Source organism: Streptomyces sp. NPDC015032, from assembly GCF_043080425.1.
Taxonomy (GTDB): Bacteria; Actinomycetota; Actinomycetes; order Streptomycetales; family Streptomycetaceae; genus Streptomyces.
This window is the reverse complement of record NZ_JBIBVN010000025.1, coordinates 88447-102267: the sequence shown is the minus strand read 5'-3', so window position 1 is coordinate 102267 and position 13821 is coordinate 88447. Positions and strand designations below refer to the sequence as shown.

The following is a 13821-nucleotide window of genomic DNA, read 5'->3' as shown; positions in this document are numbered from 1 at the left end:
TGTTATAGTTGATATCTCAGAAGGTGCCTCAATGAGTCGAACAGTGATCGACCTCGACGACGAACTACTGGCCGCCGTGGCTCAGGCGCTGGGAACCGGAACCAAGAAGGAGACGGTCAACACCGCTCTGCGCGAGGTGCTCGAGAACCGCCGACGAGCTCTCGCTCTCACGCGGCTGCGGGCTGCAGCAGGCGAAGGCAGCTTCGATCTGAATCTCTTCGAGGACAAGAGGGACTACCGGCGGTGAGCGCGGCGCAGTTCCTGATCGACACCAGTGCGCTCGCCCGGTTCCTCCACGGCGACGCCGAACAGTACGGATGGGACCAGGCCGCGACAGCCGGCCTCATCGCCACCTGCCCGATCACCGAGCTGGAGTTCTTCTACAGCGCCCGCTCCGCCGCAGACCGTGACCGCGGCATCGACGACATGCGGCTGCTCTTCGGCTGGGTACCCGTCGACGACCGCGCGTACGACCGCGCCTGGCAGGTCCAAGAACTGCTGACCCAGCGCGGCCAGCACCGCAGTGCGGGAGCTGTGGACCTCGTCGTTGCCGCCACCGCAGAGCTCCAGGGCCTGACCCTCCTGCACCGCGACCACGACTTCGAGTGCATCGCCGCCGTCACCGGCCAAGCCATGCAGTGGTACGGCCCGGTGGCCGGTAAGTGAGCACCCGCCCGGTCTCGGTTCCGGTCTCATTCGCGGGCGTACGCCACTGTCCGGCGAGTCTGCAACCGCTGGTTTCGCCGCAGGTCGGGATGCCTGCGACCGTCCCCGAACAGCCGGACGAAGGCGTCGGCGATGTCGTCGCGGTGCCCGGTCGGCGGGGCGCGCAGCCCGGTGAGCTGTTCCGTGCGTCAGGCGAGCGGTCCGGTGCGGCCGGTGCGGAGCGTCACGCGCAGCCGGGCGACGGCCTCGGCCGGGGCGGGTGGGGTGTTCATGAGTGCCTTCGGGCCGCGTCGGGGATCCAGCTGCCGTGGAAGCCGGCCGGCACCCGTACCGGCAGGTGGACGGTGGCGAGGGGAGCGCCGGTGAAGTCCTCGGCGGAGAGGACGACCAGGTCGCTCGCGCCCCGGTCGGGGTCGTGGACGTAGGCCATGAGGTAGCCGTCGTCCTCGGTGCGGGCGCCCTCCCGCGGGACGAAGGAGACCTCGCCGGTGTAGCGGCCCGCGCCGAAGTCGCGGATGGTGGTGGTCTGTTGTCGCAGGTCGTGCTTGATCAGCGAGTCGCCGGCGGCGTCCGGGGGCAGGGCGTCGAGGGTGCCGGTCCCGGCGAAGTGGCGCAGGAGGTCGGTGGCGACGGTGGAGTACCCGTACTGGTAGGCACCGCCGACCACGGCAGGGCTGACCGCCGGGAATTCCTGCGGTCGGTCGTCGAGGCGGGTCTCGGTGACCCGGCCGGAGACGGTGTCGACGAGCCAGCGGTCCAGGGTGGGGCTGCTCTGGTTCTCCACCGCGCCGCCGGTGAACATCCTCGGGTAGCGGACGACGTCGATGACGACCTGGTCGCCGTCCTCGTAGGCGTTGAGCGTGTGATAGACGAAGCAGGGTTCGACGTCGAACCAGCTGACGTCGCTGCCGTTTCGGGGCAGCAGGCCGATCCGCGCGCCGCGGGTCTCGTCCCAGACCGCCGGATATGTCTTGCGGGCCTGGTTGTCGGACATGCTGACGCCGGCCGAAAGATCGAGGATGACGGCGTAGTTCCGGGTCAGGGCCATGTCGTGCACCACCGGCCGGTGCGGAGCCGGAACGTCCACCACACGGATGACGCCGCCCTGCGGGGAGAGGACCAGGTGGCGCAGGTTCTCGCCGTCACGCTGCCAGGTGATCGCGTGCAGTTCCCCGCTGACCGGGTCGAGCTTGGGATGGGCGGCGAACCCCTCGGGCAGCGTGCCGCAGAAGTCGCTGGCGCCCACCGTCTCGATCTCGTAGGAGAGTTCGTACGGGCGATAGCCGCCCTCGACCAGCGCGAAAGTACGGTCCGCGTGTCCGATGACATGGGTGTTGGGCGCGACATCGGCGATCCGCACCGAGGCGCCGTGGCGCGCCCGCTCCCCCAGGGCTTCGGCCACGGGGGCGCTGCGGACCATCCGGTTGCGGTACCACTTGGCTTGCCCCTCGCGCAGCCGCACCCCGTGCACCATGGCGTGCCCGCCGAACAGGTGCAGCATCCGGGGGTCGTCCACCTTCAGTCCATTGGGGCCGTTGCGCAGGTACCGGCCGTTGAGCTCGGCCGGGATCGTGCCCGTGACCGGCAGGTCGAAGGTGGTGACCTCCTCGCTCACCGGCGCGTAGGAACCGGTGAACGGGTTGGTGACGGAAGACATCGCAAACTCCTCCAGTCCGCTTCTGAGGTATCGCTGCGTGCGCGGGGGCACGCACGCCTGACAACGGTCCGGCCGCCCGTCGGGTGACGGCCGGCGGGCACGCGTCGCCGACGGCACAGAACATCGGCGCACCCACAGAGCCCGCAGCCGAGCCCACAGCCGAGCCGCAGTGGTGAGGCCGCGGGCATCGATGGTCCGGGGGGCTACGCGTCGGCGAGCAGTGGGTCGTACGCGGTCGAGAGCCGGCCCGACATGAAGGAGAGGAAGTCCTTCACGAACGCGCTGCGGGAGTACCTCGCGTCGGCGTCGGCCACCGTGCGCCGGAATCCGGTCCGGAACAGGGTCCGGTACTCGTCCGCGTCGATGAACTGGTTGCCGTCCGTGTCCGTGGCATCGAAGAGCACTTCGGCGACCCTGATCAGTGCGGGCCCGGCAAGTGAGGGGACGGCCGCGGCGTACTCCTCCTTGCTGATGCGGCCGTCGCCGTCGATGTCGAGGGCCGCCTGGAGCTCCCTCCACCACTCGGCATACGCCTTGTAGAGCTTGGTCTCCTCCGGTTCGTCCAGATCGAGGCGGGAGCACAACTCCCGGGCCATGGCGGCGAGATCGGGCCAGTCCAGGTAGCCGTCGCCGGTCTGGTCCAGCACCGCGGTGAAGAACTCCTCGGCGCTCCGCTGCGCCCCGGTTCCCCCGGTGGGACCGTGCTGTGCGGTAAGCGGCGTGACCAGCCGGAACAGGGCGCCGGCCTGCTGCATCCGGTCACGCAGCCCGGTGAGCGTCGCAGCGTGCGGGGCGTCGCTGTCCGAGGACAGCTGGAGCAGGCCGGTGAGGCTCTCGGTACGGAGCCAGCCGTCGGGCAGGAAGCGTGCCAGGCCGGCGGCCACGTAGACGCTCTGCATCAGCGTCTGGGCACCGGGAACTTCGGGCAGACCCGCCCGTCGGCGGAACGGCTCGGGGAGGGACGCCACCGTGATCGCGCCGATGACCGGGCCGGCGAGCGCGCGGCCCGCCGCCCATACGGTGGGCAGGCCGTCCAGCAGGGGCGGCGCCGGGAGATGGTCGAAGAGCTTGTAGAGGATGATGCGCAGCGCCTCCGTGTCCTCCAGCTCCTCCTGGACCATGTGGTCGTAGTACGGCCAGAACTCCTGCAACGTGGGCGGCAGATGGCCCGCCCCGTCCCCCAGAGCCGCGAGGAATGCCTGGTATTCGGCGTAGAGCCGTTGCATGGAGGTCTGGTCGAGCGGCTGGCCGCTCAGTCGGCACATGGTGACGGAGCTCTCGAAGAGCGTCGCGACCACCCAGGCGCGGACCTGCGGGTCCATCGCGTCGTAGGGCCGGTCCTGCGCATCGGCGCCGCTCAGCCGCGCGTGCAGGCGGTTGAGCCGGGCCGCCTCCCTCTGTCGCTGGTGATCGTCGGTGCCGAACATGCGCTGCAGGCTCACGAGGGTGTTGCGCAGCCGTCGCCACGGGTGTGCCACGAACGTCGAGTTGTCGATCAGGGCCGCGCCGATCTGCGGGTGGGCGGCCTCCAGCACCGTGGCCCTGATCATGGCCAGTGCCCAGCGCGGATCGTTGAAGAACCGGTGGAACTGCGAGTCGGGACCGAACAGGGATCCGGGCTGTGCTTCAGAGGTCGGCCGGGCGGGGTCGCCGTGGTGATCGGCGGCTCCGGAACGCGTGTGCCTGGGGCGGCTGTTGTCTGTGTCCGTCACGGGTGGGGTTCTCCGTTCGCGTGCGGCGTCACGCCGCCGAAGCGGCGGTTGCGTTGCTGGTAGACGTGCAGGCACTCCAGGAAGTGCGGCGCACGGAAGTCGGGCCAGAGCACCGGCGGGAACATCCACTCGGCGTAGGCCACCTGCCAGAGCATGAAGTTGGAGATCCGCTGCTCGCCGGAGGTCCGGATGACGAGGTCCACATCGGGCGTATCGGAAAAGGGCAGGTGGGCGGCGAAGTGCTGCTCGTCGACGGCGTCGGCGGGCACCCCGCTGCGGATGAGGGACCGTGCCGCCTCGACGATGTCCCGGCGTCCGCCGTGGTCGAACGCCACGGTCAGCGTCATGCCTCGGTTCGTGCCGGTCAGCGTCATCAAATCGGCGAAGTCCCGGGCCAGCGGTCCGGGGATCCTCGGGTCCGCCACTCCGAGGAACCGGCAGCGGATACCGCGCGCATGCAGCAACAGGGCGTGTTTGCGTACGACGCGGCGCACCAGTTGCATGAGGAAGTCGACCTCGCTGCTCGGGCGCCGCCAGTTCTCGGTGGAGAACGCGTACAGGCTCAGCCACTCCACCCCCGACGCCCGCGCCGCCTCGATGACGTCGATCACGGTCGTCTCCGCTGCCCGGTGACCCGACGTACGCGGCAGGGACCGTCGTGCCGCCCACCGGCCGTTTCCGTCCATCACGCATGCGACATGGCGCGGCACATTCCTGTGGCGGTCCTCATGGGTGGGGCGATGCGGAGGCGCATGGACCGACGACGCAGGAGTTCCGTCGGCTCGTTCAACCGTCATCCGTACTCCCCCGGCTGCCGCAACACAGTCCCCCTCCGCCTCGCATCCACCCACCGGGCGCGGCGCCCCGTGACCGGCAGGCACTGCCGCGGTGGGCCCGGACAGTGCCCCGCCGCCTCCGGGCTCCGCCGAGCGCGTTGCGCATCCGCCGGAAGCCTGGCGGGAGCCGGGGCGGATTTCGCCCCCGCTGTCCGCGGACCGGCCCGCTCCGCGGACGGTCCCCCGGGGTCCCTCCGCCGCAGCGCCACTCGGATCGACATACAGCAGAGTGCCGGTGCCCGGGCCCGGACACACCACGAACTCCGCATATTCACCTGTAGTACGCCAGTCCGCTTCAACAGCTCGTGGTCGCGCCCTGGACGGAACCGGGTCGGCCCGGACGCTTCGACGCCGCCTGGCCCGTAGCCGACGGCGACGGCCGCCTCCGGTACGGCTCCGGGAGCCCTGCTCACGCCGAGGTCGCCGCGGTCGTCGGTGTCTCCGAGGCCCGCACGCGCACTGGGGTGCCCGGACCGACAGCGGCGGTGCAGAAACCGACAGCGGCAGTACAGAAACGGTCGGCGACACTCGCCCGCACAGGTTTCCGTGTGGTGGCGTCCGGGCGGCAGCCGTTCTCGGACAAGGTCGCCCGACCGGCGGCGGAAACGGTCGGACCGGCGTAGAACTCATGAGGGCGGGCGAGGCCGAAGGGGTCGCACGAGGCAAGGGCGGGGCCGCGCACAAGGCGGACGGGGAAGGCGACGAGTGCTGTCGGACGAGGCATGGCGCGAGCTACGGGGCCAGGGAGCGACCCGCACCTTCCGCGAACGCGGTGTGATGCTGAGACAGGGCTCCGCGGGAACACATCTGCTCGCCCTCACCGACGGCCTCGCCAAGGTCGTGTGCCGGGAACCGAACGGGGCCGTGACCTGGCTGGCCTTCCGGGGGCCGGGCGACCTGCTGGGCGAGGTGTCCGTCTTCAACGGCACCCCGCGCACGGCGGAAGTGGTCGCGCTCACCCCTTGCACGGCCGTCGTGCTGGAGGCGGAGCGGTTCCGCCGGTTCATCGAACAGCGCGGGCTCGTCATGGAGTTGATGCGCCAGGCACTCTCCCGGCTGCGGGAGTCCGACGCGCACCGCACCGAACTGCTGACCCTGCCGCTGGTCGTGCGGCTGGCACGGGCACTCCTGCGGTTGGCCGAACTCACCGCGCCCGGAACCGAATCGGACGTCGTACGGCTGACCGGCCTGAGCCAGGAGGAGATCGCCCAGGCGACCGGGGTGACCCGCAACGCGGTCATCACCGGACTGCAACGACTGCGCGAGTCCGGCGCGGTGGAGACGGGCCGCAGAGTGATCGTCATCAAGAACATGAAGGTGCTGCGCGACTGGGCGACGGCCACCCCGGGGACCACTCCCGCGTAACCCTTCTCACCGCCCCGCCTGGATGAACGCCCCTGCCAGGAGCGGGAATCCAGCCGTCCGGGCCCTCCCCTGCCAGGAACAGGAGACCGCCGCCCGAGCCCGCCCGTGCTGCGACGTGGGGCACCTGCGAAGTGCCCCGTGCTGTGACGTGGGACACCCGCGAAGTGCCCTGTGCTGTGCAGTCGGACGGACAGAACCGGCGGAACCTCGAATCAGCCGGCCACCGGCCTCACCACCGTCCCGCCGCCCACGAGGAGATCTCGCATGTCCACGCCCGTTCCCGCCCCGTACACCGAGAGCCGACCGCTTCCTCCCTACCGCGCCCTCTTCGCCGTCGACGCGAAGGACTTCACCGGCCTTCCCGCGGTGCAGCACGGTCCGGTGAGCCGGCTGATCCCCGAACTCGTCGACCAGGCGCTGGAGCGAGCCGGTCTCCACGAGCTGCGGGACTCCAAGCGGTTTCCGGCCAACACCGGGGACGGTGTGGTGTTCGGTTTCGATCCGGCGCTGCTGCCCCATGTCCTCTGGCCGTTCCTGGGCGTGCTGGACGACATCCTCGGCGCGTACAACCAGCAGTGCGTGGGGCCCCGCATCCGGCTCCGGGCCAGCGTCCACGTCGGACCGCTGCCGGACGCGGACGCGCCCGGCGACGGCAATGGCACCGCCCGCAACGACACACACCGGCTGCTGGACTCCCGCCCGGTCAAGGCCATCCTGGCCGCGGCGAGCGAGCAGGTCACCCACCTGGCGGCGGTCATCTCCCAGCGCGTCTACGAGGATGTCGTGCTCGGCGCGTACACCGGGCTGCATCCCGACCGCTGCGTGGAGGTTCCAGCCACCGTGGAAGGGAAGGACTTCGCGCAGCGGGCCTGGCTGTACGTTCCGTCGCCGTCCGGAAACCTCGTACAGGCCGGTGTGCGGCCGCGCGAGGAGTCCGCGGCGCCGGCCGACGCCCCGGCCGATCGGGAACAGGCTCCGCAGACGCAGCCCGGAACGCAGTACAGCGGCAACACCCAGCACGTGGGAGACGGCGCCGCCGTGATGGGGAACGTCGGAGGGGACTTCACGTACACCGGTGGTTCCACCTCGTACCACGGCACCAACCAGCACTGGGGCGGCGGCGACAACGTGGCGGGCGACAAGCGGGTCGCCGGAGCCGGGGACCACCGGTGAGCGACGGAACGGGCGCGGGCCCGGACGCCCCGGAGTCCGGTGACCGGACAGGGGCGGGAGACTCCTACCGCGAGAACCAGCAGCGGCTGGACCAGGGCGTGGCGGTCATGGGCCCAATCGGCGGCGACCTCACCGTGATGATCGGCACCCCGCCGGACGAGGACGTCACGGACCACATCGTCAGACCCCGCCTGCGGGAAGGCCCGTACCCTGCCGACGACGTCCACGCCCGCCTGCGCGGATTCGTCGAACCACCGGCCTACGCGCGGTTCCGGAAGGTCCTGGACGGCCGCATCCTGGTGCTGCGGGCCGACGGCGGCACAGGCGCCGGCACCACCGCGTTCGCACTGCTCGCGGAGCGGTACGGAACCGACGGCATCACCGGCCTCGACTCACCGGACGACCTCTCGCGCTGGCGCCCGGCGCAGGAGCGCGGCTATCTGCTCCAGGGCCTGTCCACGGCGGCCGCCGCCTCGCTCGGCGAAGTCGTACTCACCGCGCTGGCCGGCCTTCTGCGCCGATCCGGTGCCCACCTGGTCATCACGGTCCGCGCGGATACGGCGCTTCGCGCCGACACGGCGCCCTGGCAGGTCGTTCACCGCCCGCCGCCACCGGCCGACGTGGCCGCGAAACACCTCGACGCCATGGCCGAGGCGGGTGAACTCACCGCCGCGCAAGGGGCAGAAGCGCTCGGACACCTCGCCTCCGCCGACTTCACCGGCTATCTGCACGCCCACCCGCTGCCCCGGGACGGTGTCGAGGTGGCGGAGGGACTGCGTGATCTCGTCCTCCTGGGGAAGCCCGCCGGGTCCGTGCTCGACGATCTCCGGACCGGCAGCCCCGCGGCCGCCCGCGAGGCGCTGGAGGAATCGCGCCACGACGCCGGCAGCCTTTCCCTGATGGCCGCGATCGCGCTGCTGTCCGAACAGGACCGTACGGTTGTCGAGGGGTACAGCGCGCTGCTGCGCCCCCTCATCGACGAACGCCGCGGCCCGGCACCGGTCGTGGCCGGACGGCCGGAGCGCGTCGACGCTCCCGGAGCGGGCACGGAGGGGCCGCAGGCCTGGCGCGACGTTCTCGGACCGGCCTTCGAGGACCGGCTGGCGGCGGTCGGCGCGCGGTTGCTGCCGCCCCGTTTCGGAGGGGCGCGGCGCTACCCGGTCCAGCCGGTCGCCTTCTCCGGCCGGCACCGGTCGGACATGCTGCTCCGGTTCCTGTGGCTGGACTACGAGGGCATGGCGGGCCTGCTGTGGAGGGCCTTGGCCGCGACGCCCCACCGCCCCGGCATCGAACTGACGGCGGGCGGGGCGATCGGCAGGGTGCTGGCGCACGCGACCGGTCCGGACACCGTGCGCCAACTGCAATTCTTCGCCGCGTCGGACAAGCGCTGGCACCGCCGCCTGGTCGCCTACGCGCTCGGGGAGATGGTCCAGCATCCGGCCCTCACCGGCGCGGTGCGGGATCAGTTGCGGCAGTGGAGCGGGGCCGCCCCCGTCCCTCTGCGCTGCACCGTCGCCGAGACCTGCGCCGGAAGCTACGGCCTGGCCCGCCCCACCGCCGCCCTGAAACTCCTCGACGCCGTACTCGACGGGCCGGACAAGGGCCTGGAGCCCAGACTGCGTACGGCGGTGTCCTTCGCGCTCAGCACTCTGCTCTCCGAGGAGGCCAACCACCCCCAGGTCCTCGGCCGTCTGCGGGAGTGGCAGGAGGCCGTACCCGGAACACCAGCTCACGCCCTGGCAGTTCATGTCGTCGAATCCATGAGCGAGGCGGCCTTCCCCCGGCCCAGGGCACCCGGCGTACGGCGTGTACGTCTGGCCGACCTGCTCGCCGACCACCCCGAGCAGGCCTTCGGCATCGTGGTCGCGGCCCTCGACGACCCCGCCACGCACGCGGCGACGGCGTCCTGCCTGTCCCTGATCGAGAGCGATCCCGGCGAACGCCGCCGGACCGCCTTCCCGCACTTCCTCGCCGCACTCTCCGGCACGGCCCGGAGCCACCGCGGCGTCCTGCGATTCATCCTGCGCCGCCATCGCATCCGTACGGCCGCGCCGGCAGAAGGGCTCGCCTCATGACCGGTCCGCTCATCACTCCTCTGAACTCCTCGCCCGCCTGGCAGTTGTTCCGTCTCCGCCTCGGCTCCACGGAGGACCGGGCCCTGGTGTTCCTCGCGCGCGACGGGGCCGACGCCATGGAGCCGCCCCGCAGCGGCGACTACTGGGGCTACCCGCGGCCGACGGTACGCGGGGTGCGTCAGGGGGACTTCTTCGACATCGTGTGGGTCTCGCTCGCGGAACGGCGGTTCTCGGTCGACATCCCGCGCCGGCCGCCGAAGTCCCCCGCTCGTTACGGGGTCGCCTGGAAGATCAGCAACCCGGTCGTCGCGGCACGGAACCAGATCACCGAGGAACGGGCCCAGCACCTGGTGGGCGCCCACATCAGCGAGAACGCCACTCTTCCCCGTGCCGCCGACCCGCTGCGGACGCCGCCACCCCACCTGGGCACGACCGAGGTCGTACCGCCCGGCCGGCCACAGGTGATCGACGGCTCCGGCCTCATGTACTGGTTCCTGGACCCGCCGGCCGCGCTTCTGCCCACCCCCGGCACCGGTGCGGACCCCATCCTTCCGGCGGGCTTCGGCGAAGCCCATCGAGAGGCGTACCGCTTCTACCGGGAGGTTGTCGCGGGCGGGCCCGTCGGCCTGGCGGCCTTCTGGCTCCTGCAGCAGCCGGAACAGGCGAGGGACGTACTCGACTGGACGGTGACCCACCGCGATCTCCTGTCCGATCCGGACAGCTGGGAACGCACCCTCGCGGCGACGCTTCAGTCGCTGACGCCGGAGGACCGGGGCTTCGTCGGCGTCAACCTGGCACGCGTCCTGAGCGATGTGGGAGTCCCGCAGGGCGACGAGGTCCTGCGCCGGATCGGCCGGACCGATGCGACGAAGGACGGGAACGGTCCGCACGGGGGCAGCCGGTGATCCCCCGTCCGCCCTTCGGGCGCCGCCCGCCGGACGGGGCCGGGCCGGAGGACGTGGTGGCACTGTCACGCGAGCTGATCGCCCAGAACCACATCGAGATAGGCAGGGCGGACGGCAAGGCCGCTGTCCTGCTCGCCACCGGGGGATCGCTGCTCGGCCTCCTCCTGGTCCACCGCCCGCCCGGCACCCCCCTGGGCCTCCCCCTGTGGTGGACGGCGACCGTCACCACGACCACGGCCCTGCTGTTTCTCCTGGCTGCACTGCTTCCCCGCCACGGGCCGAGAATCAGGGAGAGCTCCCACATCCTCGCCTACTACGAGGACGTGCTCCGGGCGGAGCAGCGTGCGGAACTGTCGTCCGGACTTCTCCTGAGCAGTTCCGACCCGCACCCCCGCCTGTTCCGCGCCCTGACCGGAACCAGCCGCATCGCCCGCAGCAAGAACAGATGCGTGCGCGGCGCCGTCCTCATGCTGTTGCCAGCGCTCACGGCCGTGAGCGCGGCGCTGCTCTCGGGCGCTTGAGGCGCCCTCTCGCCCTCTCGCCCTCTCACGCCTCCTCGCCCTCGCACGCCCTCGCGCCCTCGCGCCTTCTCGCCTTCTTGCCTTTTTGCCTTCTTGCCTTCTCGCCTTCTTGCCCGGAGCGGGCCTGATACCCGGCTGACACAAATCCGCGCTGTGCCGGATGCACGGCCCTGATCAGCCGGACGCGGTCGCCTCACAGGCTGGGAGCCGTACGCGGTCCTCGTGTACGCCGGGCGGTGAGAGGTGGTTGTCGGTGGCGGCTCTTCGGATACGTGCTGCTGAGGCGGGCAGGGAAGGGCGGGCCCGGCGTGGGGCGGTGTGGGCTTCGGCCGTAGCGGTCACCGCGGTCGGAGTCGGCGGCTGGATAGGACTCCGCACCGACACCGGCGGGGGGCCAGGAGCCGGATCCGGGCCCGCCGCCGTGCGGGCGTCGGAGGTGGCGGACCGGATGGACCTGCCGTGGCCGCAGGAGGGCCAGACGAGCATCGCGGTCGAGGGCATCGGCAGTCTCGGCAGCAGGGGCGGACAGGAGCCCGTGCCGATCGCGAGCGTGGCCAAGGTCATGACCGCGTACGTGATCCTCAGGGAGCATCCGCTCAAGGACGGAGAGAAGGGACCGGAGATCACGGTCGACGCGGCCGCCGCGCAGGAGGCCCACTCGCTCAGCGAGTCCAGTGCCCCGGTCCGCGAGGGACAACGGATCACCCAGCGCAAGCTCCTGGAGCTGTTGCTGCTGCCGTCCGGCAACAACGTGGCCCGGCTGCTGGCCCGTTGGGACGCGGGTCAGGAGGACGAGTTCGTGGGGAAGATGAACCGCGCCGCCGCCGGACTGGGCATGACCCGGACGACGTACACCGGGGCCAGCGGTCTTGAGCCCACCACCAGGAGCACCGCCGACGATCAGCTCAAGCTCGCGCGCCGGGCCATGAAGGACCCGGTGCTGCGTGCGGTGGTGGCGATGCGCGACACGACGGTCCCCGGGGTGCCCGGCACCGTGACCAACACCAACCGGCTGCTGGAGAGGCCCGGTGTGATCGGGTTGAAAACCGGGTCGAGCACGCCTGCCGGCGGCAATCTCATGTGGGCGGCCGAAGCGGCATCCGGCACGGCACGGCATCTCGTGCTCGGTGTCGTGCTGGGGCAGAAACCGTTCCTAACCAGTGTGCATGAGTGGGTCCTGGACCCAGTCATGTGTGCTGGGCGCGTCCCGAACGGTGTTGGATGCGCTGGGTTGCCGCTTTCTCGTCCCGTTCGGCAGCACGTCTCCAGGGGCGTGGTCCGTTGCGGGTGGGCGGGTTCCCTCACGCCCCCGGTTGCCTGGCCTGGCCTGGGCGGTCCGATGCCCCGCACGATCTCTCCGGTCGTGTGGGGGCGGTGCCGTCCGACGCCGGACCGGGTGTCCGAGGGCGCGTCGTCCGATCGCGATGCCGGCGGCATCGTGACGGGACATCTTTCGCTTGGGGGTGGCCAGTGGTTTCTGCCAGTGCTGGGCACCCCACACGCTGGTGTAGGCGGGGTCGACCGCGACAATGCTCAGGCCCTGCTCCGCGGCCATGGAGACCAGCCGGGCCCTGAGTTTCCCGGTGGGGATGCCGGAGATCAGCTGCCTGAACCGTTTCCTGCGGCCGTGTTTCTCGCGGGTCTTCTCGGTGGTGAAGTCGAGATCTTCGATGGCGATCGCACCCGCACCGGTTTGCTTGGCCCAGTGCAGGAGCTGGGTCAGGGCGTGGCGGATCTGGGCATCGCGGTGAGCGGTGGTGCCGGACAGGTCGTAGAAGAAGCGCCGGGGCTCGCCGGTGGGGTTGCCGTGTGGGTCGAGGTGGTAGGCGGCGAAGTGGTCGGCGTTGGTGTCGACGCCGACCATGCCCCGGGCGCGGGCGGTGGCCAGCGGGATCGTCCGGACGACGGGGCGTTGCCAGGACGCGGTGAGGTACCAGCGGCCACGGCCGGTGTCGAGGTGGATGCGGTAGGCGACGGCCCGGTTCGCGGTGACGCGGTCGGCCCACTCCACGCCCCGGTGCGCAAACCTTACGGTCGAGGCGAGGAGGTACCGGCCATGAGGGGCGTTGGCCAGGTGGGAGAGCGGGGCAGGCAGCTTGATGCTGATCTCGCCGTCCGGGGTAACGCGGATCGTCTCGTTCCCGAACCGCTTCCCCGACTCACCGTCCGCGGCAAGAAACCAGCGCTCCGCCTCCCAGCGCTCCCGCCACTGCTCCTCGGTCAGCCGGGCCTCGGTGAGGTGGTGGCGGGTGTAGAGGAGGCGTTTGCCACCCCGCACGACCCGGACGCGTCCGGCCCGCCGGTCACGGACCGCAGCATCATGCCGGGCCTCCAGCGCCGCGAGACGGCGGGACTTGTGGAACCACTCACCCCTGGACCGGTAACCACCCGGGGCCCGCTTCGTTCCCGGCACGCCGATAGGGAGGGACAGGCGGTGCCGCAGCGCCCTGATCCCGGCCTCCAGCATCTGGACATACGCCGCCTGGCAACGCCGGGCCAGCGCCCACTGGTCATGCGTGGCCTTGGTGATCGCACCCGCGATCCGCGACGACGACACCCCGGTCAGATCCCGCTTACACGACGCCCAAGTCTGCGCACTGTGCTCCAGTCCACCCGCACAACGGGCCCTGAGGTCACGGGAAGCCAGACGGCCCTGGTGCTCACCGACCGCACGCAGAACCTCCTCGTCCCGGGGCGTGAGGTGCTTGAGACGGTCCCGGACCGCCACCCCGCACGGCCCGGCCACCACGAACGGCGCCGCCAACTCCCGCACACCACCCACCACAACACCCCCACCCACAAGACCGGACACCCGCCCCCAGCCCAACGAGCACCAGCCCCCAAGGTCACCCATTCGACCCCAGAACCCCCGTTCCCACCCCACGAAGCCGCCGACAGGACCCACTCCTGC

General features: G+C 71.2%; 11 protein-coding genes and 1 pseudogene. 8 read left to right on the top strand and 4 right to left on the bottom strand.

The window, feature by feature from the left end; translation table 11 throughout:
- Positions 1 to 31: 31 nt before the first annotated feature.
- Together ACF08M_RS28815 and ACF08M_RS28810 are read left to right on the top strand one after the other, a co-directional pair.
- The gene (locus ACF08M_RS28815) at positions 32 to 247 is read left to right on the top strand and encodes a type II toxin-antitoxin system VapB family antitoxin (protein WP_392188174.1); all 216 of its coding nucleotides are present in this window, start codon (positions 32 to 34) and stop codon (positions 245 to 247) included.
- Entirely contained in the window at positions 244 to 666 is a 423-nt protein-coding gene (locus ACF08M_RS28810; protein ID WP_392188173.1) for a PIN domain nuclease, read from the top strand. The genes ACF08M_RS28815 and ACF08M_RS28810 overlap by 4 nt, the downstream gene beginning before the upstream one ends.
- 268 nt (positions 667 to 934) lie before the next feature.
- Here ACF08M_RS28810 and ACF08M_RS28805 read toward each other — a convergent pair whose 3' ends face one another.
- The 3 genes from ACF08M_RS28805 to uppS form a co-directional block, all read right to left on the bottom strand.
- Positions 935 to 2323 carry a carotenoid oxygenase family protein gene (locus tag ACF08M_RS28805; RefSeq protein ID WP_392188172.1) on the bottom strand — a complete coding sequence of 463 codons (1389 nt, stop codon included), beginning with the start codon at positions 2321 to 2323 and terminating at the stop codon, positions 935 to 937.
- 203 nt (positions 2324 to 2526) lie between these two features.
- Positions 2527 to 3933 (bottom strand): oxygenase MpaB family protein, encoded by a 1407-nt coding sequence (locus ACF08M_RS28800; protein ID WP_392188198.1) that lies wholly within the window; start codon positions 3931 to 3933, stop codon positions 2527 to 2529.
- 98 nt (positions 3934 to 4031) lie between these two features.
- Positions 4032 to 4832: a polyprenyl diphosphate synthase gene (gene uppS / locus ACF08M_RS28795; RefSeq protein ID WP_392188171.1), complete on the bottom strand. Its 801-nt coding sequence runs from the start codon at positions 4830 to 4832 to the stop codon at positions 4032 to 4034.
- A 744-nt stretch (positions 4833 to 5576) separates the two neighbouring features.
- On the opposite strand from uppS, the gene ACF08M_RS28790 reads away from it, so the two are divergent.
- The 6 genes and pseudogenes from ACF08M_RS28790 to ACF08M_RS28765 all read left to right on the top strand — a co-directional run.
- On the top strand, positions 5577 to 6236 hold the full coding sequence (locus ACF08M_RS28790; RefSeq protein WP_392188170.1) for a Crp/Fnr family transcriptional regulator: 660 nt from the start codon (positions 5577 to 5579) through the stop codon (positions 6234 to 6236).
- 264 nt (positions 6237 to 6500) lie between these two features.
- A complete protein-coding gene (locus ACF08M_RS28785) occupies positions 6501 to 7409 on the top strand; it encodes a hypothetical protein (RefSeq protein WP_392188169.1) in 909 nt (302 codons plus the stop codon).
- Positions 7406 to 9484, top strand: coding sequence for a hypothetical protein (locus ACF08M_RS28780; RefSeq protein ID WP_392188168.1), 2079 nt, complete (start codon positions 7406 to 7408; stop codon positions 9482 to 9484). The genes ACF08M_RS28785 and ACF08M_RS28780 overlap by 4 nt, the downstream gene beginning before the upstream one ends.
- Entirely contained in the window at positions 9481 to 10389 is a 909-nt protein-coding gene (locus tag ACF08M_RS28775; RefSeq protein WP_392188167.1) for a hypothetical protein, read from the top strand. The genes ACF08M_RS28780 and ACF08M_RS28775 overlap by 4 nt, the downstream gene beginning before the upstream one ends.
- Before the next feature lie 56 nt (positions 10390 to 10445).
- Positions 10446 to 10910 carry a Pycsar system effector family protein gene (locus ACF08M_RS28770; protein WP_392188166.1) on the top strand — a complete coding sequence of 155 codons (465 nt, stop codon included), beginning with the start codon at positions 10446 to 10448 and terminating at the stop codon, positions 10908 to 10910.
- A gap of 160 nt (positions 10911 to 11070) precedes the next feature.
- Positions 11071 to 11964: pseudogene (locus ACF08M_RS28765) on the top strand (D-alanyl-D-alanine carboxypeptidase family protein); the annotation flags it as partial.
- Positions 11965 to 12063: 99 nt separating this feature from the next.
- Here the strand turns inward: ACF08M_RS28765 and ACF08M_RS28760 are convergent.
- The gene (locus ACF08M_RS28760; protein ID WP_392188197.1) at positions 12064 to 13692 is read right to left on the bottom strand and encodes an IS200/IS605 family accessory protein TnpB-related protein; all 1629 of its coding nucleotides are present in this window, start codon (positions 13690 to 13692) and stop codon (positions 12064 to 12066) included.
- Between the last annotated feature and the right edge of the window lie 129 nt (positions 13693 to 13821).